General features: G+C 63.9%; 27 protein-coding genes. 14 read left to right on the forward strand and 13 right to left on the reverse strand.

The genetic code is table 11. The annotated features are described in order from the left end of the window. Position 1 precedes the first annotated feature (1 nt). The 3 genes from D6B98_RS21205 to D6B98_RS21215 all read left to right on the forward strand — a co-directional run bounded on the left by D6B98_RS21205 (position 2) and on the right by D6B98_RS21215 (position 2,925). Positions 2–598 carry a DUF2478 domain-containing protein gene (locus tag D6B98_RS21205; protein ID WP_164718756.1) on the forward strand — a complete coding sequence of 199 codons (597 nt, stop codon included), beginning with the start codon at positions 2–4 and terminating at the stop codon, positions 596–598. Positions 599–719: 121 nt separating this feature from the next. Continuing rightward, entirely contained in the window at positions 720–1,925 is a 1,206-nt protein-coding gene (locus D6B98_RS21210) for an LLM class flavin-dependent oxidoreductase (protein WP_126258867.1), read from the forward strand. A gap of 226 nt (positions 1,926–2,151) precedes the next feature. After that, positions 2,152–2,925: a helix-turn-helix transcriptional regulator gene (locus D6B98_RS21215; RefSeq protein WP_126258868.1), complete on the forward strand. Its 774-nt coding sequence runs from the start codon at positions 2,152–2,154 to the stop codon at positions 2,923–2,925. A gap of 130 nt (positions 2,926–3,055) precedes the next feature. Here the strand turns inward: D6B98_RS21215 and D6B98_RS21220 are convergent, their stop codons facing one another. Together D6B98_RS21220 and D6B98_RS21225 are read right to left on the reverse strand one after the other, a co-directional pair. Beyond that, a complete protein-coding gene (locus D6B98_RS21220; protein WP_164718757.1) occupies positions 3,056–4,417 on the reverse strand; it encodes an amidase in 1,362 nt (453 codons plus the stop codon). Further along, positions 4,404–5,600 carry an MFS transporter gene (locus tag D6B98_RS21225; RefSeq protein WP_126258870.1) on the reverse strand — a complete coding sequence of 399 codons (1,197 nt, stop codon included), beginning with the start codon at positions 5,598–5,600 and terminating at the stop codon, positions 4,404–4,406. The genes D6B98_RS21220 and D6B98_RS21225 overlap by 14 nt, the downstream gene beginning before the upstream one ends. Positions 5,601–5,626: 26 nt before the next feature. On the opposite strand from D6B98_RS21225, the gene D6B98_RS21230 reads away from it, so the two are divergent. After that, positions 5,627–5,962 carry a hydroxyisourate hydrolase gene (locus D6B98_RS21230; protein ID WP_164718758.1) on the forward strand — a complete coding sequence of 112 codons (336 nt, stop codon included), beginning with the start codon at positions 5,627–5,629 and terminating at the stop codon, positions 5,960–5,962. On the opposite strand, the gene D6B98_RS21235 is transcribed toward D6B98_RS21230, so the two are convergent. From D6B98_RS21235 to D6B98_RS21250, 4 genes are all read right to left on the reverse strand, one after another. After that, complete coding sequence (locus D6B98_RS21235; protein WP_164718759.1) at positions 5,963–6,778, reverse strand: ABC transporter permease; 816 nt, start codon at positions 6,776–6,778, stop codon at positions 5,963–5,965. After that, complete coding sequence (locus D6B98_RS21240) at positions 6,778–7,641, reverse strand: ABC transporter permease (RefSeq protein WP_126258872.1); 864 nt, start codon at positions 7,639–7,641, stop codon at positions 6,778–6,780. The genes D6B98_RS21235 and D6B98_RS21240 overlap by 1 nt, the downstream gene beginning before the upstream one ends. A gap of 231 nt (positions 7,642–7,872) precedes the next feature. After that, on the reverse strand, positions 7,873–8,919 hold the full coding sequence (locus D6B98_RS21245) for an ABC transporter substrate-binding protein (protein ID WP_126258873.1): 1,047 nt from the start codon (positions 8,917–8,919) through the stop codon (positions 7,873–7,875). A gap of 24 nt (positions 8,920–8,943) precedes the next feature. Beyond that, the gene (locus D6B98_RS21250) at positions 8,944–10,038 is read right to left on the reverse strand and encodes an ABC transporter ATP-binding protein (protein WP_126258874.1); all 1,095 of its coding nucleotides are present in this window, start codon (positions 10,036–10,038) and stop codon (positions 8,944–8,946) included. Positions 10,039–10,126: 88 nt separating this feature from the next. Between D6B98_RS21250 and D6B98_RS21255 the strand changes: the two genes are divergently transcribed. After that, on the forward strand, positions 10,127–11,515 hold the full coding sequence (locus D6B98_RS21255; protein WP_126258875.1) for an amidase: 1,389 nt from the start codon (positions 10,127–10,129) through the stop codon (positions 11,513–11,515). Here the strand turns inward: D6B98_RS21255 and D6B98_RS21260 are convergent, their stop codons facing one another. Further along, entirely contained in the window at positions 11,516–12,265 is a 750-nt protein-coding gene (locus D6B98_RS21260; protein ID WP_164718774.1) for an aspartate/glutamate racemase family protein, read from the reverse strand. It lies immediately after the preceding gene. 2 nt (positions 12,266–12,267) lie between these two features. Further along, the gene (locus D6B98_RS21265) at positions 12,268–12,978 is read right to left on the reverse strand and encodes a GntR family transcriptional regulator (protein ID WP_126258877.1); all 711 of its coding nucleotides are present in this window, start codon (positions 12,976–12,978) and stop codon (positions 12,268–12,270) included. 199 nt (positions 12,979–13,177) lie between these two features. Between D6B98_RS21265 and D6B98_RS21270 the strand changes: the two genes are divergently transcribed. The 5 genes from D6B98_RS21270 to hydA are packed head-to-tail and all read left to right on the forward strand — an operon-like array spanning position 13,178 to position 17,955. Further along, entirely contained in the window at positions 13,178–14,182 is a 1,005-nt protein-coding gene (locus tag D6B98_RS21270; RefSeq protein WP_126258878.1) for an ABC transporter substrate-binding protein, read from the forward strand. Next, positions 14,166–15,017 (forward strand): ABC transporter permease, encoded by an 852-nt coding sequence (locus D6B98_RS21275; RefSeq protein ID WP_126258879.1) that lies wholly within the window; start codon positions 14,166–14,168, stop codon positions 15,015–15,017. Before D6B98_RS21270 ends, D6B98_RS21275 begins: the two co-directional genes overlap by 17 nt. Further along, positions 15,017–15,793, forward strand: coding sequence for an ABC transporter ATP-binding protein (locus D6B98_RS21280; RefSeq protein WP_126258880.1), 777 nt, complete (start codon positions 15,017–15,019; stop codon positions 15,791–15,793). The genes D6B98_RS21275 and D6B98_RS21280 overlap by 1 nt, the downstream gene beginning before the upstream one ends. Positions 15,794–15,802: 9 nt before the next feature. Beyond that, on the forward strand, positions 15,803–16,534 hold the full coding sequence (locus D6B98_RS21285) for a maleate cis-trans isomerase family protein (protein ID WP_126258881.1): 732 nt from the start codon (positions 15,803–15,805) through the stop codon (positions 16,532–16,534). Then, positions 16,534–17,955 (forward strand): dihydropyrimidinase, encoded by a 1,422-nt coding sequence (gene hydA / locus D6B98_RS21290; protein ID WP_205680508.1) that lies wholly within the window; start codon positions 16,534–16,536, stop codon positions 17,953–17,955. The genes D6B98_RS21285 and hydA overlap by 1 nt, the downstream gene beginning before the upstream one ends. A gap of 170 nt (positions 17,956–18,125) precedes the next feature. On the opposite strand, the gene D6B98_RS21295 is transcribed toward hydA, so the two are convergent. Both D6B98_RS21295 and D6B98_RS21300 read right to left on the reverse strand, forming a co-directional pair. After that, on the reverse strand, positions 18,126–18,356 hold the full coding sequence (locus D6B98_RS21295) for a hypothetical protein (RefSeq protein WP_126258883.1): 231 nt from the start codon (positions 18,354–18,356) through the stop codon (positions 18,126–18,128). A gap of 33 nt (positions 18,357–18,389) precedes the next feature. Continuing rightward, positions 18,390–18,671: a hypothetical protein gene (locus D6B98_RS21300; protein ID WP_126258884.1), complete on the reverse strand. Its 282-nt coding sequence runs from the start codon at positions 18,669–18,671 to the stop codon at positions 18,390–18,392. A 712-nt stretch (positions 18,672–19,383) separates the two neighbouring features. On the opposite strand from D6B98_RS21300, the gene D6B98_RS21305 reads away from it, so the two are divergent. The 3 genes from D6B98_RS21305 to D6B98_RS21315 all read left to right on the forward strand — a co-directional run bounded on the left by D6B98_RS21305 (position 19,384) and on the right by D6B98_RS21315 (position 21,816). Beyond that, a complete protein-coding gene (locus D6B98_RS21305) occupies positions 19,384–19,803 on the forward strand; it encodes a ribbon-helix-helix domain-containing protein (RefSeq protein ID WP_126258885.1) in 420 nt (139 codons plus the stop codon). A gap of 3 nt (positions 19,804–19,806) precedes the next feature. Next, the gene (locus tag D6B98_RS21310) at positions 19,807–20,991 is read left to right on the forward strand and encodes an extracellular catalytic domain type 1 short-chain-length polyhydroxyalkanoate depolymerase (RefSeq protein ID WP_126258886.1); all 1,185 of its coding nucleotides are present in this window, start codon (positions 19,807–19,809) and stop codon (positions 20,989–20,991) included. A gap of 312 nt (positions 20,992–21,303) precedes the next feature. After that, a complete protein-coding gene (locus D6B98_RS21315) occupies positions 21,304–21,816 on the forward strand; it encodes a Phasin protein (RefSeq protein WP_164718761.1) in 513 nt (170 codons plus the stop codon). Positions 21,817–22,094: 278 nt separating this feature from the next. Here D6B98_RS21315 and D6B98_RS21320 read toward each other — a convergent pair whose 3' ends face one another. The 3 genes from D6B98_RS21320 to D6B98_RS21330 form a co-directional block, all read right to left on the reverse strand. Next, positions 22,095–22,955, reverse strand: a complete 861-nt coding sequence (locus D6B98_RS21320; protein WP_126258888.1) for a class I SAM-dependent methyltransferase — start codon at positions 22,953–22,955, stop codon at positions 22,095–22,097. A 316-nt stretch (positions 22,956–23,271) separates the two neighbouring features. Then, on the reverse strand, positions 23,272–23,517 hold the full coding sequence (locus D6B98_RS21325; RefSeq protein WP_126258889.1) for a hypothetical protein: 246 nt from the start codon (positions 23,515–23,517) through the stop codon (positions 23,272–23,274). A gap of 127 nt (positions 23,518–23,644) precedes the next feature. Beyond that, positions 23,645–23,902: a PilZ domain-containing protein gene (locus D6B98_RS21330; RefSeq protein ID WP_245481430.1), complete on the reverse strand. Its 258-nt coding sequence runs from the start codon at positions 23,900–23,902 to the stop codon at positions 23,645–23,647. 199 nt (positions 23,903–24,101) lie between these two features. Between D6B98_RS21330 and D6B98_RS21340 the strand changes: the two genes are divergently transcribed. After that, on the forward strand, positions 24,102–24,716 hold the full coding sequence (locus D6B98_RS21340) for a hypothetical protein (protein ID WP_164718742.1): 615 nt from the start codon (positions 24,102–24,104) through the stop codon (positions 24,714–24,716). Positions 24,717–24,951: the final 235 nt, after the last annotated feature.

Here is a 24,951-nt window from a genome sequence, read left to right on the forward strand (position 1 = left end):
CATGCTTCAGCAATCCCGCGACACCGCGGACGGCGCGGCAAGGCCTTCCGCCGCGCTCAGCGTTGCCCTGGTCTATGACTCGGGCCCCGCCGTGAACCGGTGGGTCGCCGGTCTCGTCGCCGAGCTTCGCCGCTCGGGCAAGAGCCTGGCCGGCCTGATCCAGGAGGACGTGCCCCAGCCGGGACGCACACGCTGCGACATGGTTCTGCACGAGCTCGCCACCGGCCGGTCGATCTCGATCTCGGAGGATCTCGGCGCGGGCGCGACCTCCTGCCGTCTCTCCACGCCGCGCCTGCTCGAAGCGGCGCAATTGGTCGAAGCCCAGCTCGCCGACGCCGAGATCGTCTTTCTCAACAAGTTCGGCAAAGCCGAGGCGGAAGGCGGCGGCCTGCGCGACCTGATTGCCCATTGCATCGAGTCCGGCAGGAGCCTCGTGATCGGCGTTCCCCGCAGCAACATCGAGGCCTGGACCGATTTCTGCGGCGAATACTTCAGGACGGTCGCGGCAACGCCGGAGCCGCACCAGGATGCGATCGCGGCGCTCGCGGCTCTGCTCGGCCAGCGCAAGTGCGGCACCGAGCATCTGCACGTGATCTGAGGCCGCGCTCCGGCTCGCGATCCCTGTTCTTCCACGCCGTGGAATTGACGGCGTGGTGGACAGGATCGCCTCGCTCAATACAATGCCCGCAACAACAAGACAGTAGCGGGAGAGCGACGCCATGAAGTTCGGCATCTTCTACGAGCTGCAATTGCCGCGGCCCTGGGTGGCCGGTGACGAGCTCAGGCTTTATCAGGACGCGCTGACGCAGATGGAGCTCGCCGACAGGCTCGGCTACGACCACGCCTGGGTGGTCGAGCATCACTTCCTCGAGGAATATTCCCACTCGCCCTCGCCGGAATCCTTCCTCGCCGCGGCGAGCCAGCGCACCAGGAACATCCGGCTCGGCCACGGCATCCTCCAGCTCACCACCAACCATCCGGCGCGCATCGCCGAGCGCGTGGCCGTGCTTGATCTGCTCTCGAACGGCCGCTGCGAGTTCGGCATGGGCGAGAGTGCGTCCATCACCGAGCTGACGCCGTTCGGCCGCGACATGGAGACCAAGAAGGAGGTGTTCGAGGAGGCGGTTGCCGCGATCTTTCCGATGTTCAAGGACGCTGGCAGGGAGCATCACGGCAAGTATTTCGACATCCCCCTGCGCAACGTCGTGCCCAAGCCGGTGCAGAAGCCGCATCCGCCGCTGTGGATGGCCTGCTCGCAGCTGCCGACCATCGAGCGCGCCGGCCGCCACGGCTTTGGCGCGCTCGGCTTTCAGTTCGTCAGCGCCGACGCCGCGCACGCCTGGGTGCACGCCTATTACAACGCCATGACCAAGCGGCTGCACAAGCTCGCCGACTACGAGATCAACCCGAACATGGCGTTGGTCTCGTTCTTCATGTGCGCCAAGACCGACGAGGAGGCGCGGGCGCGTGCCGACGGTGCCACCTTCTTCCAGTTCGCGCTGCGCTTCTACGGCGCCGCGCAGAACCGCCAGCGTCCCGCGCCCTACACCGTCAACATGTGGGACGAGTACAACAAGTGGAAGCGCGACAATCCCGAGGCGCAGGAGGCGGCGTTGCGCGGCGGCCTGATCGGCTCGCCGGAGACGATCCGCAGGAAACTGAAACGCTTCCAGTCCTCGCACATCGACCAGGTCATCCTGCTCAACCAGGCCGGCAAGAACAGCCATGAGCATATCTGCGAATCGCTCGAGCTGTTCGGCCGCGAGGTGATGCCGGAGTTCCAGAACGATCCGGCGCAGGCCGAATGGAAACGAGGCGTGATGAGCGGTGAGATCGAGCTGGAAGAGATCGACACCCAGGCCTTCACCGACCGCTACGGCAAGCTCGCCATCAATGTGGCCCCAGTGAAGGCGGCGGCGGGGTAGGGAGCTCTGCATCCGGCATGGGCCCCGGCTCAGCAGCGCATCACTAAGGTGCTGCGCTGCGTCCGGGGCACGATCCATCGTGAGGCACGTGTCCCGGACGCGCCGCAACGCGTAGCGTTGCTGCGCAGAGCCGGGACCCATGGCGCGGCATACGCCAATCTCGCCGACTTTCCGCCAACTCACCTTGCTGGTATCCTCCGCAAAAAGAGACTTGCGGAGGATACCCATGCGGCCCCACGCGGCCTCAACTCCAGTGGCGGGCGATGTTACGGCCGCAGTGCTCGCCATCGGTCGCCCCGACTTCCCGGACATCCTGATCGACACGCTGCGCCGCCACGCCGGTGTCGGCCATTGCATGGTGTTCGCGCTGAATCGCGCGGGTGCCGCACACTGCCTGCTCGACGCCGGCAACATTCCGATCGGCGGCGATCTCGGCGCCGCCTATGCCGGCCAGTTCCACGAATCCGACCCCAATCGCGATGCGCTGTTCGCAGGCGAGGGCGGTGGACCGATTATGTTGCCCGCGTTCGCGCCGCGCATGTACGGGACGCGCTACCGAAAGATCTTCTTCCACGATTCCGGCATCGTCGACAAATGCGCCACCGCGATCTGGGCCGGCGACACCTGCTTCTACGTCAACTTCTATCGCATCGCAGCCCAGGGCCGCTTCGCTGCTCCGCAGCGCGAACGGCTTCAGGCGATCGCACCGGCGATCGGCGCGAGCGTCGCCCGCCATTTTCAGGAGAAGGCGGCGCCCGAGCAGTCTCTCGCCGCATTGTTTGCGACCCGCGCGCCGCTCGCCGGCCTAACGCCGCGCGAGCAGGAGGTCTGCCGGCGCATCCTCGCGGGCTTCGGCTCGGAAGCGATCTCGCAGGCGCTCGGCATCAGCCTGCATTCGACGCTGACCTATCGCAAGCGCGCCTATCAGCGGCTCGGCATCTCCTCGCAGAGCGAATTGTTTGCAATCGTGCTGCAGCTGCTGACGCGCAGCCTGAACTGAGGCCAATGCGCGTCGCGGGACGAGCTATTGAAGTTGACGATACGCGGATAACCGAGATCGTGAATCCGGCTCACCCCAGCTAACCAGCTAACCGGAGCAGACTTTCTGAAGAAGCATCCGGCCACAGGATCTATGTTCGCAGCAGGGCCTCGATCTGCTGCGCTGCTCCAAGCAGGGTGCGGTCCTGTCCGCGTGCGGCAATGATCTGGAGGCCGAACGGACATCCGCTCCGATCCGACCCGCACGGAATCGAAATCGCCGGCAGGCGAGCGTGATTGACGAAGGGCGTGAACACCGCGTGCGACCGCGGGCTCGCTGGCTTCCCGCCAATCATGTCCGGGCCGAGCCGTGTCAGTGGCCACGCGACGCATGGAACGGTTGGCGCCAGCAACAGATCGACCTCGCTGAAGAATGCCGCAAACGCGCTGGCGATCGCGGCGCTCGCGCCGAGCGCGAGGGCGATTTCGGCGCCCGACCAGGACAGGCCGCGCTCGATCTGCTTGGCGATATCGGGATCGAAGACAGTTGGGTCCCTGCGGAAGGCGTCGCCATAGAGGGCGGCAAGGCCCGCATGCTGGAGCGGCATGATGGTCTCTTCCGTCGCACCCGCCGGCCAGACCGGGTCGCGTTGCATGATCTGCAAGCCTCCGGCGGAGATGCGTTCAACGGCCGAAACCAGTCCGTTCGCGACGACATCGTCGACCGCGACATCGAGTCCGAGGCGCGGCGAGAACGCGATGCGCAAGCCGGCGATATCATCGGCATCTTGCGCGATGTGCGCGGAGTCCGGATCGCGCGGATCGGCAACGGCCATGGCCTCGAACGCCAGCGCGACATCGGCAACCTCAGTGGCGATCGGCGCGATCACGGAGAGGCCGAAGAACGGTTCGGCGAAGCCGGGCCCATAGGGGATCGCGCCATAAGACGGCTTGAAGCCGGCGACGCCGACATGGGCGGGCGGCCTGCGGCTGGAGCCGCCCGCATCGGTGCCGATCGCAAGCGGTACGAGCCCGGCCGCGACGGCGACGGCCGGACCGCCGGATGAGCCGCCGGGCGTCAGCGTTGGATCGCGCGGATGGCGTGTGGGCCCGTAAAGCTGCGAGGTCGTGACGCCCTTGCAGGCGAACTCGGATGTTGCGCCGATACCGACGACGACCGCTCCGGCCTTGCGCAGGCGCTCGATCGCGATGGCGTCGCGCGGTGCGATGAAATCGGCGAACAGGCGTGAGCCCTGCGTCACGCGCCAGCCGCGGGCCCAGATGTTGTCCTTGACGACGATGGGCACGCCGGCCAGCGGCATCGTCTCGCCGGCGTGCAGACGCGCGTCGACCGCCGCCGCGTCGGCCAATGTGCGCGGGGGATCGATCGTGACCACTGCGTTCAACGCCTTGGCTGCCTCGATGCGGGCGAGCGCGGCCTGTGCGGCTTCGACGGCGCTGGTCCGCCCGGCTGCGACATCGGCCGCGATCTCGCGGGCACTATACGCCGGCATTGTCACGGCCTCCCCAGAACAGCGCCACCGTGCCGCAGAGGGCAAGGCACGCCAAGGCAAAGAATGCCGCGCCGAGGCCGGCCACACCATCCAGGATCGACACCAGCGCCGGCGCCGCCAATAGGCCGGCATACGACGCCGTCAGCACCGCGCCGGTGGTTTCGCCGATCCGGTCTTGCGGAGCGAGGCGGGCGATCTCGGCAATGAAGACGCCGTTCCAGCCCGAGGCGGTCAAGCCGAACAGCGCCGCAATCGCGAACTGCCAGCTGCGACTGAGCGATCCGCCGTCGAGGCCGAGCAGCGCGGCGCAGAAGGCCATGCCGACACCGATGACGATGAGCACCGTCCGCGAGGCATCGAGCCGCATCGCCACAAATCCCCAGCCGAGCCGACCGACGAGGCCGCCGGCTTGCGCGCAGGCGAGCGCCATCCCGGCCTCGATATGGCTGAGGCCGAGCTCGCGGGTGCCAAGCGTGACGAACACCGTGTTGAGCGACACCTGCATCGCGCTGAACGGCATCGAGGCCAGCGCCAGCATCGCGATGCGCCGGTCCGCCGTCATCAGCGCCAGCCGCGCGCGGAGATCGAGCTTCGGGGGCGGGACGAGCTTGACGGCGTAGGCCGGTCGCAACCATTCAAACAGAACGATCGCCAGCAGCGCGCAGAGGCCCACCACCGCATAGCACCAGGCTGGCCCGAACGCGATGGCGATCGCGGGCAGGGCCAGCGAGCCGCAGACGGCGCCAATCTGGTTGCCGGTCTGGCGCACCGAGAACACGAAGGTGCGCCGCTCGGCGGTCACGAGCCGCGCCAGCAGCGCCGCGCTTGCCGGTGTCTCTGGCCCCATCGCAAGGCCGAGGCAGATGCCTGCGGCCAGCAGGGCGGCGGTCGATCCAAGCGCGGCCAGCGCCATGGCGACGACGATGGCCGCCGCGCACAGGCTCGCGATCCGCAGCGAGCCGGCCCGCGCGATGAAGCCGCCGCCCCAGAACGAGGCCGGGATGCCGACGGCGAACACAGCGCAGGAGAACATCGAGAGCTGCCAGACCTCGATATGGGCGCGCGGCGCGACCACGCCAGGCGCGAACAAGGCAAGCGCAACGAGGGCCTGCAGCAAGGTCATCGCGCCAAGGGCCGGCAGCAATGCGGGTGCTGGCCGAACGGCCGCGTTTCCGTCTACCATGGCGGCTTGCTCATGGGAGGAACAACGTGGCAGGCGGCATTTCCATTCACGCGGTCGATGTGGCGAGCGGGCGCCCGGCAAAGGGGCTGCGCGTCGAGATATGGCGGATCGATCCGGACTCCGCGCGCATCGCCGACGGGAGGCTCGGCGCCAACGGCGTGCTCGATCATGCCGTCGCGCAAGGCGCGGGCGTGACGGCAGGCGAGTACGAGGTGAGGTTTCATCTCGGCGAGTTCTTCGGCGGCAGCGACGGCTTCCTGACCGTGACGCCGTTCCGCTTTCGCATCGAGAACGTTGACGAGCATTTTCATCTGCCGCTGAAATTCACGCGATGGGGTTATTCGCTGTTCCGCGGCGCCTGATCAATTGGTCAGCCGCCGCGACAGGCCCGTGACGCGTTCCATGACCGCAACCAGCGCGACCGTCGCGATGATCAGCACGCCCGACAGCGCTGCGATTGTGACGTCGAGCTTGCCTTCGAGGTCCTGCCACATCCGGATCGGCAGCATGTCGGTCGCGGCATCGCGCAGAAACAGCGAGACCGGCACGTTGTCGAAGGACGACATGAAGGCGATGAAGGCGCCGGCGATGATGCCCGGCCGGATCAGCGGCAGCACGATGCGCCGGAAGGTGTAGAGGCGGCTGGCGCCAAGCACCGCCGAGCTCTCCAGCAGGGTCGGCTCCAGCTGGGCGAGCGCGGCGACCGTGTTGCGCACGACATAGGGCACGCAGACCACCGTGTGGCCGATCACGAGCGTCAGCGGCGAGACCGGCAGGCCGACCAGCGAGAACAGCATCAGCGCGGCCAAACCAAAAGCCAGCGCCGGCAGCACCAGCGGCGACATGAACAAGGAATCGAGCAGCCGCGCCGACAGCGTCGGCGAGCGCGAGATCGCCAGCGCGGCGGCAACGCCGAGCACGACGGACAGGCCGGTTGCCCAAAGCGCGACGATGAGGCTGTTCTTCGCCGCGAAATGCAACTGCCAGGCATCCCAGAGCTCGGCGTACCAGCGTAGCGAATAGCCGGGCGGCGGGAAGCGCAGCGAGAACCCGCTGGTGAAGGAGACGATAAGGACCACGAGCGAGGGCGAAATGATGATGACCAGAGCGATCAGCGCGATCACCGTCATCACCAGTTCGAAACTGAACGATTCCAGCGTGCGCTTGCGGCCAGCCATCACGCGCCTCCATAGCCGCGCGACAGGCGGCCGAGCGTGGTGAAGACGGAGACGACCGCGAGCACGGCGAGCAGGAAAATGATCGAGATCGCCGATGCAAACGGCCAGTTCTGCAACGTGGAGGCCTGTTGATAGAGATACATCGGCATGAACAGCATCTGCCCACCGCCGATCAGCGATTGGGTGATGAAGGCCGTGATCGCGGCGGCATAGGTCAGCGTGCAGCCGGCGATGACGCCGGGCAGCGACAGCGGCAGCACGATCCGGAAGAACGTGCGCCAGCTTCCGGCGCCGAGCGAGCAGGAGGCATCGTCGAGATTGGGGTCGATCCTACCGAGCGCGGTGATCAGCGGCAATGTCATCAGCGGCATCTGCACTTGCGCCAGCGCGATCACGACGCCGAACTGGGTGTAGAGCAGCTTCAGGGGCGTATCGATGATCCCAAGGGATTGCAGTGTCGCGTTGATGATGCCCTGCCGGCCCAGGATGACGATCCAGGCGAAGGTACGCACCACGACGCTGGTGAGCAGCGGCAGCAGCACGATCAGGATGATGATGGTCTGGAGCTTTGGTCCGACCCGCTGGTAGAGCCAGGCGATGGGAAAGCCGAGCACGAGGCAGACGGCCGTCACCTCGGCCCCCAGCAGCAGCGTCGAGCCGAGCACACTGAGGCTGAAGGGATCGGTGAGAAAGTGCAGGTATTGGCCGAGCCCCCAATGGAGCCCGGCCGCGTCGTTGTGCAGCGAGAGCCAGAGCAGCTGAAGCAGCGGCGCCACGAAGAAGATCAGGAAGAACAGCGCCAGAGGCGCCGCCAATCCCATCCCGTAAGACGTCACGTCGCGTGATGCAGGCGCCGCGCCCATCGCCATTCCTCGAATGTTCTAGGATGAAATGGTCTTAAGTTGAATCAATCGGCCGCGGACTCGGTGCACCTCTCCCGCTTGCGGGAGAGGTCGGCGCAACGCGCCGGGTGAGGGTTCTCTCCTCTTGGGGGTTCTCGATTGCGGAGATACCCTCTCCCCAGCCCTTCCCCGCAAGCGGGGGAGGGAGCACACCTCCCTCGTTACGGCAGTCGAATCTAATCTCATCATGCTTTAGATCTTGATCTCGCGATTGAAACGTTCGATCCAGGCCGAGCGCTGCTCGTTGATCTTCTTCCAGTCCTGGAATACGAATTTCTGCTTCAGCTCGGCGGTGTCCTTGGCGAGCACGCGCGCGATCTCGCCGCTCATCGCGACCTTGGAATTGGTCGGCACGATCAGATAGGGCGGCTTCATCAGCGTGGTCTGCACCTCAGCCGTCAGCGCGGCCTCGATCAGCTTGAAGGCGAGCTCGCGGTTCGGCGAGTTCTTGACGATGTGGATAGTGGTCTTGAAGGCGATGGCGCCTTCCTTCGGCGCCACGAACTCGACCGGCACGCCGCGCGCTTTCAGGATCTGGATGGCGTTGAAATTGCCGGGCGAGATGTCGATCTGGCCTTGCTGGAACAGGGTCGCGAGCGCGCCGGGATTGGCGGCGACCGCGGCTAGATTGGGCTTCAGCTCTTCCAGCGCCTTGAAGGCGGGATCGACATTGGCCTCCGAGCCGCCGCGCATCTTGGCGATCTCGACCAGCCAGCCGGTGCCGAGCGTCGAGTTCAGGTTGGTGATGCCGACGCGGCCCTTGAACTCGGGCTTCCAGAGGTCGGCCCAGGAGGTCGGCGGGGTCTTGATCGCTTCGGGATTGTAGGTGAGACCGACGACCTGGAAGAACGGGGCAGGGCCCGTCTGCTCCTGCGCCTCGCTGATCAGGTCCTTGTAATAGACGCTCTTTTCGACCGGGTAGGGCTCGACCAGATCCTGGCCGATCGCGACGAGCGCAGGACCGGGATCATGCAGCATGACGTCGATCGGTGGGTTGGCCTTGGCGGCATTGACCTTCGCGATCTGGTCGACCGAGAGCATGGGGTCGAGCACGATCGCCGCATCGGCGTTCGCTTTCCGGAAGGCCGGCACCAGCACGGCCTTGTGCGCTTCCTCCCAGCTTCCGGTGAAGGTCGCAAACACCAGCGGACGAGCCTGGGCAAAACTCAATCCCGGAAACGCCTTCATGGCGCCGAGTGTCAGTGCGGTGGTCATCAGGCTTCGGCGGTTCATGATCATGGTCGAACTCCCTCTGGACTGGATCTAAAGCGTTGCGGGAAAGGCGTTGGCGAGCGATGGGGCGAGCGGGGCGAGGCGCACCGCAGCGCCGCTCTCCAGTGCGTGCGTTGCACCGATGCGCGCCTGGGAAATCTTGACGCCGGAGCCGTCGGCGGTCGTGATCTCGTGCACGACGGTGGCCCCCAGTGGCAGCGACATGCCGACGACGCCGGCAAAGCCGGTCTCGTCGGCGACGAATTGCAGATGCTCGGGCCGGATGCAGACGGTGACGCGGCCGCCCTCCGCGAGGCTGGCCGCCGCCGGCCGTGCGATAATCTCGGCGCCGGCATCGAGCCGCACCTTTGCAGCGGTGCGATCGGCCGAGACCACGACACCGGGCATGCGGTTGGTCGAGCCGACGAAGGTGTTCACGAACAGCGTCTGCGGTCGGTCATAGATGTCGGACGGCGTCCCGAATTGCTCGAGCTTGCCGTGGCTGAGCACGGCGACGCGGTCGGCCATCGACAGCGCCTCCTCCTGGTCGTGGGTCACGATCAGCGTGGTGATGCCGGAGACGCGTTGCAGCCGCTTGATTTCGATCTGCATGTCGAGCCGCAGATTCTTGTCCAGCGCCGCAAAGGGCTCGTCGAGCAGCAGGATCGAGGGCTTGATCGCGAGCGCGCGGGCGAGCGCGACGCGCTGCTGCTGGCCGCCGGAGAGCTGGCGCGGCAGCCGCTCGGCCATCGCCGGCAATTGCACCAGCTCGAGCAGGCGCTGCGCCTCGCGCTGGCGCGTCGCCTTGTCGATGCCGCGGGCGGCGAGGCCGTATCCGACGTTCTCGCTGATCGACAGGTGCGGAAACAGCGCGTAGTTCTGGAACACGATGCCGACTGCGCGCCTGTTCGGCGGCAGCGCATCGACGATGTCGTCGCCGATGATGATACGTCCCTGGCTTTGCGCGATGAAGCCGGCGATGATGCGCAAGAGCGTTGTCTTGCCGCAGCCGGAGGGTCCAAGCAGCGCGATGATCTCGCCACCCTTGATGTCGAGATTGATGTTCTCGACTGCGAGCGCGCCACTCGGGTACCGGTGGGTGACGGCGTCGACGACGAGCGAACGTCCGCCTTGCGCTTCAACCATGGTGTTGCCTCCCGTTGCCCCGGAGGAGAAAGCAAGTCTCGTGCCCGCCGCGCTCGCCTTTCGATGCGAGGTTTGGCATGGTGGTGCGATGACACCCAAGCCATCGATCTGCGACCTCACCGCTGCAAACCTTGCGCGCGCCATTGCGAAGGGCGACCTGTCCTCGTGTGAGGCGGTCGAGGCGCATCTCGGGCGGATCGAGGAACACGATCCGCAATTGGCGGCGTTCGTGACCGTGGATGCCGAGGGCGCTCGCCGCGCCGCGCAAATCTGCGATGCCGCACCCGCGTTGATCGGGCCGCTGCATGGCGTGCCTGTAGCGATCAAGGACCTCACCGACACCGCGGGGCTTGCGACAACTTACGGATCGGTGCTGTTTCGCGACCACGTCCCGGCCGAGGACGATCTCGTGGTGGCGCGGCTGCGGCGCGCCGGCGCGATCATTCTGGGCAAGACCAACACGCCGGAATTCGGCTTCGGTGCGGTCTGCACCAATAAATTGTGCGGGCCGACGCGCAATCCGTTCGATCCCGCGCTCACCTCCGGTGGATCGTCCGGCGGCTCTGCCGTCGCGGTCGCGGCCGGCATGGTGCCGCTGGCCCATGGCACCGATTTCGGCGGCTCGGTGCGCACGCCCGCGAGCTTTTGCGATGTCGCTTCGATCCGGCCGACGCCCGGCCGCATCCCCTCGCCGGGCCGGCCGCTCGGCTGGGACATGCTGGCCAGCCATGGCTTTCTCGCCCGCGGCGTCGACGATCTCGAACTGGCGTTGTCGGTCTGTGCGGGACCTGATGCTTGCGATCCGCTCTCTGCTGGCGTCGTCAGTGATGATCGGCCGCTTGCCGGCCGTCCGCGGATCGCAGTCACGCCCGATTTCGGTGTCGCGCCGGTTGCGCCCGATGTTCGTGCGCGCTTCGGCGAAGCTTGCAAGGCGCTCGCGCGGGTTGTCGATGTGGCGGAGGCCTCGCCCGATTGCGGCGGGGCGATCGAGACCTTTCGCACTTTGCGCGCCGCGCATATCGCGAGCAGCTATGGCGAGTTGCTGAGGACCCGGCGTGCCGAGCTCACGCCGACGGTGATCTGGAATATCGAGGCCGGCGCAAACCTGTCCGCGGATGACTATCTCCACGCAGAGCGCCGCCGCACGGCCATCTATCGCAGCTTTCGCGCATTGTTCGGCCGTGCCGATTTCCTGGTCGCGCCGGCCGCTTCCGTCTTCCCTTGGCCGAACGAGATCAGTGACGTCATGTCCATCGACGGCATGCAGTTGGAAACGCCGATCGACTATCTCGCCGTCACCTTCATCGTGTCGCTGGTCGGTTTTCCGGTCCTGACCTTGCCGGCGCGCCGCAACGTCAATGAGCTGCCGTTCGGTATCCAGATCATCGCGCCGCCGGGAAGCGAATCCCGCTTGTTTGCCTTCGGCCGTATGATCGAGAACGAACTGGGTTTTTCGCATCGCCGGCCGCCTCTCTGATCAGCAATCGCGATGCTCGAGCCGGGCGGCGAGCGCGTCGGCAAGACCAATGGTGGGCTTGGCGGCGGGCCGTCGGAACGTGCCCGCTTTTGCCTTGCGCAGCCGTAGTGCCACCAGCGCTTCGGCCTGTTTCACGGCGGCGACGACCTGATCGACGACGGGGACAGGGATCCTGTCGGCGACGCGCTCGGCCAGCCCCGAAAGCGGTGCGCCCGCAAAGATCAGGACATCGGCCCCGTCCTCGATGACGGCACGTTGGGCGAGCTCAACGAGCAGATCCTCCTTCTCGGTGCCGACATCGGAGATCGCCTTGAATGGCGTATCGAGCATCCGGATGCCGGCGCAGCGCTCGCGCAGCCCGTGGTCGCGGACGCATTCTTCGTACCAGGGCCCAAGCGCCTGGGCGAAGGTGACGATGGCGAAGCGGCGTCCGGCCATGCAGGCGGTCAGCATGGCCGCCTCGGCCATGCCGACCATGGGAATATCGAACGTCTCGCGCGCGGCGAACAGGCCGGGATCGCCGAAGGCTGCGATGATCGCCGCATCGACCTTCCCGTGCTGCTCGGCCAGCATCTCCAGCGCGATGGCGCCACCGATCTGCGCTTCGGTGCGCGTGGAGATATAGGGCACGCCGCGCGAGGCGGTGCAGGGGACCAGCTCGGTGCCGGACGCGGCGGCGCGTTGGCCGACTTCCGTCATCAACTGGGTGACGGCGGTGCTGGTGTTCGGGTTGAGCAGCAGCAGCTTCATGGTCATGCCGCGGTCAGCTTGGGCTTCGAGAGGGCGAGCGTCTCGAGCAGCGCGGTGCCGGTCTGGCGGACATGGGCGCCGAGCAGGCGTCCCGCGGCCTCGCTGTCGCGCGCCTCGAGGGCGGCGAGGATGCCGGCGTGCTCGTCGACCGAATTGCTCCAGCGCCGGTCGGCGCCGAGCGCGAGGTAACGCGCGCGTTCGGCGCGGGAGATCAGCGTCTCGTGCGCCTCGCGCAGCGGCGTATTGCGGGCCATGCGGACGATGGCGTTGTGGATCTCGCCATTGATGGCAAAATACTCGTCGAGCTTGCCGTTGCGGTGATGGTCCTCCATGCGGGTCTGAAGCGTGCGCAGGCGTGCGAGGTCGCGCTCGGTGGCGCGCTCCGCTGCAAGCTCCGCGGCCAGCCGCTCGATGCCGGCGAGGGCCTCGAACAATTCCGAGATGCCCTCGATCGCGATGTCGGCGATGCGCGGACTGCGGTTGGGGCGGAGCTCGATCAATCCTTCGGCGGCGAGCACCTTCATCGCCTCGCGCAGCGGCGTGCGCGATACGCCAAGCTCCTTCGACAGCTTTGTCTCCTGGGTCTGCGATCCCGGCGGCAGCTCGCCGCGAATGATCATCGTCCGCATCCGCGCGGCGGCGCGCTCGTGCAGGCCCATCCTTTTGAGTTTGGGCGACTTTCGGCCCTTCGGGGTTTCCGACTTCTGCTGCACGCGCGCCTCGTTGCTTCAGTTCATCCTAGCCGTTTTTGGCCCTTTGACTTGCTCAAAATATCGACGCATCTCGCTGAAAACAATGGCATACCGCGCAAATTGTATGCAGCATGCAAAAACCGGATTGCGCTGCGGCGAAGGCCGACCGATGATCTCAGCAAGACGCGCGGGATCTCGCGCCTTCAAAACGGAGTAAGCGATGCGGACGAGTTTGCGACTGGGCCTCGTGGTGATGGCGGCGATGTTCGGCGGAGGCGATTTCGCCATCGCGCAAGCCCCGAAGATCAAGCTCGGCTATGCCAAATGCGCGCACTGCCTGCCGATGTCGCTGATTCCGGGCATTGCGAAGGGCGTCGAGGTCGAGGCCACCGGGTTCAACTCGGGCAATGACGTGCTGACGGCGCTGATCTCGAAGAGCATCGATGTCGCGCAGGTCACTTACCTCCACTACATCACTGCGCTCGACAAAGGTTTTGATGTCGTCGCCGTGTCCGGCCAGATCAATGGCGGCTCGGAATGCCTCTCCTCGGCGAAGCTGAATCTTCCGCCCGACGATTGGGCCACGTTCAAAGCGACGGTCGCCAAGGCGAAAAACGACAGCCAGCCGCTGAAGGTCGCGGCGTCCCGTGGCAACGCGCAGGACATCCACATGCGCGGCGCGTTCCTGAAGCAGGGCGTCGATCCCAACAAGGACATCCAGTTCATCAACATCCCCAACCCGTCCGATCATCTCGCCGCCTTGCAGCGCGGCGAGGTCGACATGATCTGCTCGGTCGAGCCGTTCGCCTCGCAGATCCGTCTTGCCGGTGCCGGCAAGCATTTTGTGCTGCCCTACGACCAGGCTGCCGGCAATCTGACCAATCTGATCGTGACACGCTCGGACGTGATCGCGAGCCAGCGCGCCGGCGTGCAGGGCGTCGTCACCGCCGTGGTCGAGCTCGACAACAAGCTGATCGCCGACAAGGCGCCGTGGATCGAGGTCATCAACAAGCTCACCGGCCTCGACAAGAACGTGGCGACCGAAGCGCTGAAGAATGCATCGCCAGATCCCGCGATCCATCGCTCGCAGACGCTCGCGATCGCAGCGATGATGCGTGATCTCAAATACATCTCGAAGGACGTCGCCGCGGAAGCGGAGAAGAACATGGACTATTCGTTTCTGGAAAAGGCCACGGGAAAGGCCAAGAATGACCTCGGTTACTGACGTCTCGCCGGCGAGGCCAGCGTTCCGGCTGACGCGGGCGTTCCAGGGGCTCGAGCGCCTGGTCGTCCCCGCGCTGCTGATTGCGGGCTGGGAGGCGTTTGCCCGGAGCGGCATTCTTCCGCCCGCGCTGTTGCCGGCGCCGAGTGCGGTGCTGCATGCGCTCGGCGACTGGGTGTTCGGCTTCGACGAGACCACGCAGACCTATTCCGGCCACTGGCTGCGCGACGCGCTCGCCAGCGCTCTTCGCGTCTTCGGCGGCTTTGCGCTGGCAAGCCTGCTCGGAATCCTCGCCGGGGTCGCGATCGGCTGGTCGCGCCTGTTCGAGAAGACGCTTGAGCCGACGCTGCAGATGCTGCGTCCGATTCCGCCGGTGTCCTGGATTCCGCTCGCCATCATCTGGTTCGGTATTGCCGACAAGCCGGCGATCTTCCTGGTCTTTCTCGGCGCCTTCTTTCCGGTGCTGATGAACAGCATTCACGGGGTGAAGACCGTGGACCATAATCTGGTCCGCGCAGGCGCGATGATGGGCGCCAACGGACGGCAGATGCTGACCGACATCGTGCTGCCGGCCGCGCTGCCTTCGATCTTCGCAGGGCTACGCATCGCGGTCGGGTCGGCCTGGATGCTGACGGTCACCGCGGAGATGGTCGCGGTGAAGAGCGGCCTCGGCTACGTCTTGTGGGATTCCTATTACTTCCTGCGCTACGACATCGTGTTGGCTGCCATGATCTCGATCGGGCTGCTCGGCTATCTCTCCGACCTCGGCCTCAAGGCGATCATGGCGCGCACGCTGCGCTGGCAGCAGACGACCACGGTGCAGGGCAGGGCTGGCTGATGGCGGCAATCGAGCTTCGCAACATCGTCAAGGTGTTCTCCGACAAGCGGCGCGGCCGCGACCTGCTGACGCTGGACAACATCAATCTCGACATCGAAACCAATGATTTCGTCTGCCTGCTTGGCCCGTCCGGCTGCGGCAAGTCGACCCTCCTGAACATCATCGCCGGCTTCGAGCAGGCAACGTCAGGGCGGACACTGGTCGGCGGCAAGCAAGTGGAGCAACCCGGCTCGGACCGCGGCGTGGTATTCCAGCAGCCGACCCTGATGCCGTGGCTGACGGCGATCGACAACATCGCCTTCCATCTCAAGCTCAAGGGCGTCGCCAAGGCCGAACGGCACCACCGTGCGATGGAGTTCATCGATCTCGTCGGCCTCCGCGGTTTCGAGCATCATCATCCGTCCGAGATGTCCGGCGGCATGAACCAGCGTGTCGGCATCGCGCGCGCCCTGCTGATGAACCCGAGCGTCATCCTGATGGACGAGCCGTTCGCGGCGCTGGACGCCCAGACCAAGCTGGAGATGCAGGAAGAGCTGGTGGCGATCTGGCAGAAGCGTCGCTGCACTATCGTCTTTGTCACCCACAGCGTCGACGAGGCGCTGGTGCTCGGCAACAAGATCGTGGTGATGACGAAGCGTCCGGGCCGGATTCGCGAGGCTGTGAACTTCGACCTGCCGCGCCCGCGCGATATCACCAGCCCCGAGTTCAACGACGCCAAGCGCCGCATCCTGTCGCTGATCCGCGAGGAGTCGACGCGCCTGGCGCAGGCGTCGTAAGATCTCGGCATGCGCAAGCGTCTCGGCATGATCACGCCGTCCTCCAATTCGGTGCTCGAGCCCGTCACCAGCGCCATGCTGGCCGGCGCTCCGGACGTTACTGCGCATTTTTCGCGCTTCCGCGTGACGGAGATTGCACTCGACGCGGCCGCGTTGAGTCAGTTCGACGCCTCGGTTATGCTGCCCGCGGCGGATCTACTGGCGGACGCCAAGGTCGATGCCATCGCCTGGAACGGCACCTCCGCGAGCTGGCTTGGCATCGGCAGGGACAGGAGCCTTTGCGAGGCGATTACGGAACGCACTGGCGTGCCCGCGACGACCTCGACGCTCGCCTGCATCGAGGCCGGCCGCGCACTTGGCGCCAGGCGCGTTGGTCTCGTCTCGCCCTATACGGATGATGTGCAGCGGCGGATCGGCGATGTCTGGGCGGAGGAGGGCATCCCCCCGCATGCCGAGCGGCATCTCGGCCTGCGCGACAATTTTTCCTTCGGCGAGGTCGCGCCTGCGACGATCGCCGGCATGATCCGCGCCGTGGCGGCGGAGGGGGCCGACGCGATCGTCATCCTTTGCACCAATCTCGACGGCGCGGCGCTGGCGGCCACGCTGGAGCGGGAGCTGGACATCGCCGTGCTCGACTCGGTCGCGGTAACGCTGTGGCGGACCCTTGAGCTTGCCGGCGGCGACATCAGGGCTCTTGCAGGGTGGGGCCGAATATTCAAGACATCAGCGGTCATCAAGTGATGGAGACTCCTGTGACACAGCTCGATCTCGCCATTCGCGGCGGCACCATCGTGACCGCCAGCGACGAGTTTCGCGCCGATATCGGCATTCGCGACGGCCGTATCGTCGGCATTGCCGATCGCATCGAGGGCGCGGCCCGCGAGATCGACGCGACCGGCCTGCTCGCGCTGCCGGGCGGGATCGACAGCCACGTTCACATCTCGCAACCCTCGGGCCCCGATGTGGTGATGGCCGACGATTTTGCCTCGGCAACGCGCGCGGCCGCCGCTGGCGGTAACACCATGGTGCTACCCTTCGCGCTCCAGGAGAAGGGGACTTCGCTCCGCACCTGCGTCGAGAGCTACCGCAAGCTCGCCGAGGGCGAGTGCTACATCGACACGGCGTTTCATCTCATCATCTCCGACCCGACCGCGGTCGTGCTCGGGCAGGAACTGCCGGCCCTGGTCAAGGACGGCTACACCTCGTTCAAGGTGTTCATGACCTATGACGACCTCGTGCTCAGCGACAAGCAGCTGCTCGAGGTGTTCGAGGTGGCGCGCCGCGAGGAGGCGCTGGTCATGGTCCATTGCGAGGGCTACGACGCGATCCGCTTCCTTACCAACAGACTGGAGCGCGAAGGCCACATCGCGCCCTATTATCACGGCACCTCGCGACCGCAGGCGGTCGAGCGCGAGGCGACGCACCGCGCCATCAGCCATGCCGAGGTGATCGGCGTTCCCATCATGATCGTCCACGTCTCCGGGCGCGAGGCGATGGAGCAGGTGCGCTGGGCGCAGCAGCGCGGACTGCCGGTTCATGCGGAGACCTGTCCGCAATACATCACGCTGACGGCCGATGACATGAAGGGCCTCAACATGGACATCACGGGCGCGAAATATGTCTGCTCGCCGCCGCCGCGCGATGCCGAGAGCCAGCAGGCGATCTGGGAGGGCATCACGACGGGCGTGTTCCAGACTTTCTCATCCGATCATTGCCCGTTCCGCTATGACGATCCCAAGGGCAAGCTGACGCCGAATGCACGCACTTCGTTCCGCTGGGTGCCGAACGGCATCCCCGGCGTCGAGACGCGGCTGCCGATCCTGTTCTCGGAGGGCGTCTCGAAAGGACGTATCAGCCTGCAAAAATTCGTCGAGCTGACCGCGACCAACCATGCGCGAATCTACGGCCTCTATCCACGCAAGGGCTCGATCGGCGTCGGCTTTGACGCGGATGTCGTGCTGTGGGATCCGAAGCTGACCAAGAAGATTCAACAAGCCGACCTGCACCACGGGGCGGACTATACGCCGTGGGAGGGTTTTGACGTTACCGGCTGGCCCGTCACGACGATCGCGCGGGGGCGGGTGGTGTACGAGCAGGGCAAGATCGTCGGCGACAAGGGCGCGGGCGAGGTGCTGAGCCGGGGCAAGTCAAGCCTGGTGTGACGCGACAACTCGCGGAGCGGCCGCGCGTCCTTCAGCAACGCAGCTTCACGGCCCGACCATGGCTCAGAGCGCCGGGTCGTCGCTTCCGGTAGGTGAGCCGACCACGGTGATGCGAGCTCCCAGGGGCAGCCTTTGACCTAACTCCGACTCCACCGAACGATTGCGTTGATCTATGCGGCGCGATCCTTGTCGGACTGCTTCTCGACTGCGGTGGCGGTTTCTTCGAACCCCTTTTCGTAATTGCCCGCAAACCTTTCGATGCTGTCGGCCCACATTCTCAGCATTGAGACCTGAAAGTGCATAATTGGCTTCAAGGCAATCATACCGATTTCTGTCGCTGCGGTTGTGCGCTTTTGGGCGTCGCGTGCGAGACGGTCTGAGTTAGTGGTGTTGTCTGCCATGGCTTGCTCCTTCTCCGGTGATTAACCCCAAAGCTAGGTGCCAGGTTGTGCACCACGTGATGCTGACCGTTCGGCCAAAGCCTGATCTGCCGCGAGTCTAGCGCGTCGATCGTCATGCAGTTCGTCCAGCTTTTTCAGGTAAGCGACCGCTGCTATTTGCAAGAGGTCGAAATCATATTCGCCGGTATCGCGAAGATTGGTGATGTAGCGAAAGAGGGCGGAACGCCTGTTATCGTCTTCACTGATGCCACTATTGAGCAGCAAGTAGTTCCGCCAAGCGAACGCACATGCGCCTTCTATGGCCTGAGAAGTCATGGGCACCTCCCGAGGTCAGAGAAAGACTGATAAGTCGATTCGTTCCGCGATTTCCCAGATGTAATGTTGTTCCGTAAGTGCACCGCGAGATGTTTCGCGAAGTGTCAGTGCTGCAATCGGCACGCACGCGAGGACTCGGCGCTGTCGGCAGAGAAACACGGTCCACTAAGGATCGGACCTGCATCTTAGTCATCACCCGCGGCGGTGTGCACCTCATCGTGCACTCTGATATGCCAAGCGGTGATCTCCTTTGTTAGTTCACCGCGAATAACAAAGGCCCTGTCGCGCCCGCCGAACATACCCGCCTGCATGGGAAAGGTTAGGCCGTGTATCCGACCAAAGGCGCACCGCTGTCCTAATTTGAAATTGTTGGCCGCGTCCAGGGAGCCCTGCCATGGAGGCTTCATTCACGTGAGAATAACCGCCTATACCGGCGACTTCCGAGAAGGACATAAAGAGGACAAGCGGACCCCATTCGAAAGCCTCCTAGCCGCAAGAAGAAGCCAGAGACGTCCCGCAACGCCGCGTGGAGCTAGTTTCGCCAGGAATTTGTCTGGCCTTCACGAGGCGGCGACCGCTCTCGACGTGAGACGGCCCACCCACGCGAGATGCTCGTCCAGGATCATTTGAATGGCTCCCCTTGAAAGGTGCCCGCGAGCATCCAGATAACATCCAGACATCATCCAGTCGGATGGTGAATGGATGTTCCGCTATGCCCGCTAACGTTCACGAACTGCGACCCAAGGTCCCCGACACAGAAAAGATCACGATCAACCTTGGCTATGTCGACCTCGGTCATGTCGATCTCATGGTGCAGGAAGGGTTCTATTCGAACCGGACTGATTTCATCCGGACAGCAATCCGCAACCAGCTCGAGCGACACATAGAGGTGGTCAGACAGTCCACGGCCCGGAAGAACCTGGACCTCGGGCTCCGCAACTACACTCGCGAGGATCTCGAAGCGGCGCGGCGCGCCGGCGAGATGCTGCAGATCAATGTTTTGGGCTTGGCCACCATCGCCCAGGACGTCACCCCGGAGTTGGCTCGCGCCACAATCGCGTCGGTCTCGGTGCTGGGGGCGCTTCACGCCACTCCCGCGGTCAAGGCCGCTCTCGCCGAGAGAATGAGGTGAATGATGCTGAATCAAGACATAGTTCGCGAAGCAACCCGCCTCACGCGTGCCGGCCAACTGGTCGAAGCCACCGCGCTGTTGCAGCGCATGCTCCAGGGCGGCAGCGCTCCAAGATCGGAGTCCCGCAGCGCCCCTCAGGATCAGCTCCCGCGGCTCGATCCGCTTACCATCGACGCCACCGCCGACATTGTCGAGGAGCGGAGAGCTCCGCAGATTGCGCCGGCCCGCTCTGGTCAGGGACGCAGACGCTCCTTGCTGCTCGACGGCATGCGGGATGTTTCCGGGCTCCGCCTGCGAAGTCCGATCGCACGCGCTCCTCTGTCCCCATCGGACATCGTGCCCGAGGGCACGCGGTTTATCGCCGGTAAGTTCAGTAACGCCGCGGGAAGCCGGACCTATAAGCTGTTCATCCCAAGCCGCTATCAGGGACAACGGCTTCCCCTGATCGTCATGCTTCACGGCTGCACCCAGTCGCCGGACGATTTCGCGGCCGGCACCCGGATGAACTTCCTGGCGGAAGAGCAGAATTGCTTCGTGGCCTATCCTGAGCAGCCGAGCGGAGCCAACCAGTCGAAGTGCTGGAACTGGTTTCGCACGAGCGACCAGCGCCGCGGCGGGGGCGAGCCCTCGATAATCGCCGGCATTACCCGCCAGATCATGCGGGACCATGTGATCGATCCGAAGCGCGTATACGTCGCGGGGCTGTCGGCCGGCGGGGCCGCCGCCGCCATCATGGGCGCAACGTATAGCGACCTGTATGCGGCCGTCGGTATTCATTCGGGCCTTGCGTGCGGAGCCGCGAGCGATCTTCCCTCCGCGTTCGTCGCCATGCGGCAGGGGGGCGGCTCCAAGGCAATTGCGGACACTTCTGTGCCGACCATCGTTTTCCATGGCGATCGCGACACAACGGTGAATCCAAAGAATGGCGATCAGATTATCGAGCAGTCTGCCAGGGCAACAAGCCCGACGACGAAGGTGCTTCGCGGACGCGTTCCCCACGGCCATGCCTATACTCGCACCGTCCTGATCGACGGGGCCGGTCGGGCGATTTCCGAACACTGGAACATCAATGGCGCCGGACACGCGTGGTCAGGCGGCAGCCCCGCCGGATCCTACACTGATCCGCAAGGGCCGGATGCGACCAGGGAAATGCTGCGCTTCTTCCTCGAACATCCGCTCGGTGGGTAGTCTGGCTTCACACGGCGCTCACGTCGTCCTCGAGCACATCGCCGAGTTTCCGGATCAATTTGGCGTCGCCGAAGCCGGTTTCTATCCGCCAGCGCGGGCGCGGCGGCGGCTAAAGCATTCAAGGAGGGTCGCCCAGTTAAGCGTTTGTTGGTTGGAGTTGCTACCTAAAATCATGGTCGACATCGTAGAACGTGCGATTGATCTCAGTTCATGCGGGACCAACAGCACGGACTTGGAACCCCACGTCACCAAGCCTGTTGTCCTTTCAGGAATGACCGTTGTGGTCGCACCCCCATTTTCTTGGAGCGTCAGATGAGCAAACGCAAACCAGCGGCAGCGCCAAAACGCGCCCGCAATCCGAAAATGGCAGCGCGGGCCCAACGGAACAAGCAGGCCATTGTTAGAAGCCCGAAAGAGAATTTACTTCACTCTGCTGGGGCAGACTCGATCGAACCGCCTCCTGAGCCTCATGATGATCCTAAACACGAGGTTTCTGTCATTGAGCGTCGGGCCGATGCCTTAGTAGACGACCTCAGTCAGAGAATGACGGATAGCGATCCAACGAAAGGCTTTGCTCCAGCGACGGCAGACATGCAGGCGTATCAAACGAAGCTTCTTGAGATAGCCGGGGCCAACGCGCAATTTGCTTTTGAATTCGGCCTGAGACTTGCGACGATCAGGTCACCAACTGAATTTTTCGGCGTCATCACGGAGTTTACAAGCAGACGGGTCGATATGTTCGCCGAGCATTCGAAAGAACTGGCGGCATATTCGTTCTGGAGCATCAAGCCGCCTCGAGAGCTCACGGCTCTCCTGGGACGATAACTGCAAGCCGTCAGGATGGACGAAAATGCACCTCACGCCCGCGCAGCGACCGTCTGGCGCGCGCGCATTTGGACGGGTGTTGGCTCTCCGGCCCAAGCAGTTGAGGGCGGCCGCTGAGGAAAGCGCTTCTTATTCCAGGGGCAGCGCTGTTGCAGCTTCAGTATCAGGGCCTCCTGTATCCCGTTAGAATCCGGCATGAAGGTTTACCCGGTCATCGACCGATCAGTCGCGGCGCGGCACGTGGCGTTTGCCCGGCTCCATCTGGTCGAGGATGTCGGTCACATGGTACCCGAAACCGGCGCTATTGACCCCCAGCCGACCTCAGTGGAGCGAGCCGTCACTACGAAAGATTGCTGCGGGAATGTGAGCCGGCCGTTTGCCAGCATAGCGGGATCGAGGCGAGTAGCGGCGTCGTGTGCGATGGCGGCAATCTTGCGTTCACGCCCGGGACCATCGTGGTCCTTCAAGAGTGCAGCCATCGGGGTCGCCGTGAGTTGGAAGCGGACGTAATCCAGCGCCGAGGGAAAGCTAATTTGCTTGGATACGGTCGCAACATTGACATCATCAAAGCCAGCCTGCCGCACCCAGTCGCCGAGGTCCTCGGCAGCGCAGGAAAGATGCTCGGAGCGCTTCGTCCGTGAGGACTGAGCTCCGAGAAAACTGTCGAGTGCCTGCACGAAAGCGTGCGCGACTGGCGTTTGCTCGATGGCGCTGTAAACGCTGAGCCCGACGCGACCTCGCGGCTTGAGAACCCGGGCCATCTCTCTGAGAGCCAGCGGTCGATCAGGGAAGAATTGCAGTCCGAGTTGGCAGAGCACGACATCGAAACTATGCGCCTCGAATGGCAAGTTCAGCGCACTCCCTTCGATCCACTCGACCTTGGTCGATTTCGTCCGAGCCACAGTCAACATCGCCGTGTTGAGGTCTATGCCAACCAACCTCCCGACGTGCCCCCGCTCATCCAACAGCCGCGCCACGACGCCGGTTCCGCAGGCGACATCGAGTACGCTTTCACCCTTTGTCGGTCTGGTACGGTCTAGCAGATCCTTGGCCCAAATCGACGTGATGGCGGGGACGAGATAGCGCTCATAGGCCTCAGGGGCGCTGCCATCCATCTGCCAATGTTCACGCGCTGCCATGACAGCTTCCGAAAAATGCCAGGGTGAAAAGTCAGAACGGCAATGCCAGAAAAGAAACTTATACCTGTGCCGGCCTAGATGGCCAACCGGCACAAGGTCTTCGAAAACTCTATTGCGGCCCTTACCGACATTCGAACTGCATCGCGCCGGCCGTGTGGCGGCAACCTTCTCAAAAAGATGCAGTAGTACTGTCCCTTTGACCCCCAAATTCATGGTGGTAGTCTTTTAGCGCGGTCTGTCCGGGAGGACACAATGGGATGGTTCGACCGGCTGTTTGGAAGGATGTCGGCGCCTTCTACCCGAATCTTTGCGAGATTTAGGCGGAAATCACGGGCACCGACAGATCCTGATCTTCTGAAGATTGCCAAAGACCGAAAAAGGCATGTTTCACGAAGAGCCGTGAGAGATGAATATAATCGGCTGCTTTTGGAGAAGTACGCGCACGACAAGTCCTGAGTTTAATTGCATCAGGTGGTCCCCCTCCGTGCCAGCGAAGCTCTTCATCTCCGGCCACTTCTTTCTTGCCTCGGTCAGGCTGGCCCGACGGAGCTTTGCGCAGCATCAAAATGCCATCTCGGACAGACTGGACGCGTAGCCGAACAACCTGTTGTCAGGCTGCTTAGTTGAGGCCCGGGTTCCTAACTTTTCCCACAGTCTTGGAAAGGCAGGTCGAGCTGAAGCCAGCCCTACTAGAATTCGAACTTCACCCCGATAAGATTGTCGCTCGACCAGACCAGTCGGCAACTTCGAACGCTGCGATCCTTGTCGAGCATCAGCTTGAACGTGGGGTTCACGTAAGACCTCGACGGAAGTTCAATTGCTGCGCCTTGATCCGACATGTTGATCACGCGGCAGCGTAAGCTCGCACCGTCGCCGAAGATGTAGGCGACCTCGTCAACTTCAATGCGCTCAAGCTTTCGACGTTCTATCATTTCCGATCGTTTCATCCTGCTCACAACGAACGAGCCTCATTCGTCGCTTGCGCTACCGAGTCTGTGCTGCGAAAACGTTTCGCCTCACTGATCCTGCGTGACGCCCCAGCTCGGCAACGTCTAATAAACGCACTGTCGGACCCAGTAGCCACCGCTCACGCGGATCCACTGGCATGAGCTGGGCGGGGGCTCTTTGATGATCGGCCATCCATGAATGTCGATGTTCGTTGGCGCGGTGATGCCGCGCCAAAAGACGGCATTCGCTTCAGAGGAATGGAAAACGAGGACTCCAGTGAAGCAGGTAACGGCTATGCAGCACAGCAGGGAACGGCATTTGTTTGATCCCAGTGAGACGCCTTTGACGATGCTAGGCGAGGTCGGGGGTAAAGCCAAGGCACCGAATTTCAGTTCGATGTCTACCTTGGCGCTCGGCATGACGCCGCCGCGCTTTCATGTCCGGATTAGGTACCGGCGGGCTCCGGCCGCCCTGCGAAGCCCGGGTGTCCAAAGCACTTTCATCCGAAGTCGGGTCCTTCGAAACACTTCATTAGCTTTCTTCTGGCTTGCTGGCAGCGTGCCGATTACCGCTGATTGCGGCACATGGAATGGGAATGTCGGCCCCGGCTGTTTCTCCCAACCTGCGGCTGGGGCCGTTTTTGAACTTTCGCTGCATCGTTCAACCCGGTCCACAACCATGTTTAGAGGCATCGCAATCGCGCTGTTTGGGCTGACCATTCTTTCGCAGGTCGATCAGGCGCTCTTTTACGGCCGAAATACCGACGCCGCGCTCAAGCTTGTGCGGGAGATTGGCCGAGGCTTTGGGCTGTAGGACAGCCGCGCTGCGCTCAAGATCGCTCGGCGACTACTTCTTCAACAGTAGTCCCAGAGAGTTGAGAGTAACGAGTTTGTCAGAATGATCTGACTTCTGCTCTTGGCACGTAGCTGACCTTCTGAGCTGTCGTGGCGTAGACCGCTATTGACCCGAAGCGGACATCAGGCGGCCGGTCCCCGCTCGATCATGAAATCGAATCGGAGAGCAGTGCAGCGACCACAACAGGTGTTTC

Origin of the sequence: Bradyrhizobium sp. LVM 105 (assembly GCF_003957705.1) — a bacterium.
Lineage (GTDB): Bacteria > Pseudomonadota > Alphaproteobacteria > Rhizobiales > Xanthobacteraceae > Bradyrhizobium > Bradyrhizobium frederickii.

Coding starts and splice junctions, on each gene's coding strand:
- D6B98_RS21260 (WP_164718774.1), bottom strand. CDS start 12,265: ATGAAGCTGCTGCTGCTCAACCCGAACACCAGCACCGCCGTCACCCAG.
- D6B98_RS21215 (WP_126258868.1), top strand. CDS start 2,152: ATGCGGCCCCACGCGGCCTCAACTCCAGTGGCGGGCGATGTTACGGCC.
- D6B98_RS21295 (WP_126258883.1), bottom strand. CDS start 18,356: ATGGCAGACAACACCACTAACTCAGACCGTCTCGCACGCGACGCCCAA.
- D6B98_RS21270 (WP_126258878.1), top strand. CDS start 13,178: ATGCGGACGAGTTTGCGACTGGGCCTCGTGGTGATGGCGGCGATGTTC.
- D6B98_RS21340 (WP_164718742.1), top strand. CDS start 24,102: ATGTCGATGTTCGTTGGCGCGGTGATGCCGCGCCAAAAGACGGCATTC.
- D6B98_RS21275 (WP_126258879.1), top strand. CDS start 14,166: ATGACCTCGGTTACTGACGTCTCGCCGGCGAGGCCAGCGTTCCGGCTG.
- D6B98_RS21255 (WP_126258875.1), top strand. CDS start 10,127: ATGACACCCAAGCCATCGATCTGCGACCTCACCGCTGCAAACCTTGCG.
- D6B98_RS21310 (WP_126258886.1), top strand. CDS start 19,807: ATGCTGAATCAAGACATAGTTCGCGAAGCAACCCGCCTCACGCGTGCC.
- D6B98_RS21220 (WP_164718757.1), bottom strand. CDS start 4,417: ATGCCGGCGTATAGTGCCCGCGAGATCGCGGCCGATGTCGCAGCCGGG.
- D6B98_RS21210 (WP_126258867.1), top strand. CDS start 720: ATGAAGTTCGGCATCTTCTACGAGCTGCAATTGCCGCGGCCCTGGGTG.
- hydA (WP_205680508.1), top strand. CDS start 16,534: ATGGAGACTCCTGTGACACAGCTCGATCTCGCCATTCGCGGCGGCACC.
- D6B98_RS21305 (WP_126258885.1), top strand. CDS start 19,384: ATGCCCGCTAACGTTCACGAACTGCGACCCAAGGTCCCCGACACAGAA.
- D6B98_RS21280 (WP_126258880.1), top strand. CDS start 15,017: ATGGCGGCAATCGAGCTTCGCAACATCGTCAAGGTGTTCTCCGACAAG.
- D6B98_RS21240 (WP_126258872.1), bottom strand. CDS start 7,641: ATGGGCGCGGCGCCTGCATCACGCGACGTGACGTCTTACGGGATGGGA.
- D6B98_RS21320 (WP_126258888.1), bottom strand. CDS start 22,955: ATGGCAGCGCGTGAACATTGGCAGATGGATGGCAGCGCCCCTGAGGCC.
- D6B98_RS21225 (WP_126258870.1), bottom strand. CDS start 5,600: ATGGTAGACGGAAACGCGGCCGTTCGGCCAGCACCCGCATTGCTGCCG.
- D6B98_RS21325 (WP_126258889.1), bottom strand. CDS start 23,517: ATGCTGCGCAAAGCTCCGTCGGGCCAGCCTGACCGAGGCAAGAAAGAA.
- D6B98_RS21285 (WP_126258881.1), top strand. CDS start 15,803: ATGCGCAAGCGTCTCGGCATGATCACGCCGTCCTCCAATTCGGTGCTC.
- D6B98_RS21250 (WP_126258874.1), bottom strand. CDS start 10,038: ATGGTTGAAGCGCAAGGCGGACGTTCGCTCGTCGTCGACGCCGTCACC.
- D6B98_RS21315 (WP_164718761.1), top strand. CDS start 21,304: ATGAGCAAACGCAAACCAGCGGCAGCGCCAAAACGCGCCCGCAATCCG.
- D6B98_RS21235 (WP_164718759.1), bottom strand. CDS start 6,778: ATGGCTGGCCGCAAGCGCACGCTGGAATCGTTCAGTTTCGAACTGGTG.
- D6B98_RS21245 (WP_126258873.1), bottom strand. CDS start 8,919: ATGATCATGAACCGCCGAAGCCTGATGACCACCGCACTGACACTCGGC.
- D6B98_RS21205 (WP_164718756.1), top strand. CDS start 2: ATGCTTCAGCAATCCCGCGACACCGCGGACGGCGCGGCAAGGCCTTCC.
- D6B98_RS21300 (WP_126258884.1), bottom strand. CDS start 18,671: ATGACTTCTCAGGCCATAGAAGGCGCATGTGCGTTCGCTTGGCGGAAC.
- D6B98_RS21330 (WP_245481430.1), bottom strand. CDS start 23,902: ATGAAACGATCGGAAATGATAGAACGTCGAAAGCTTGAGCGCATTGAA.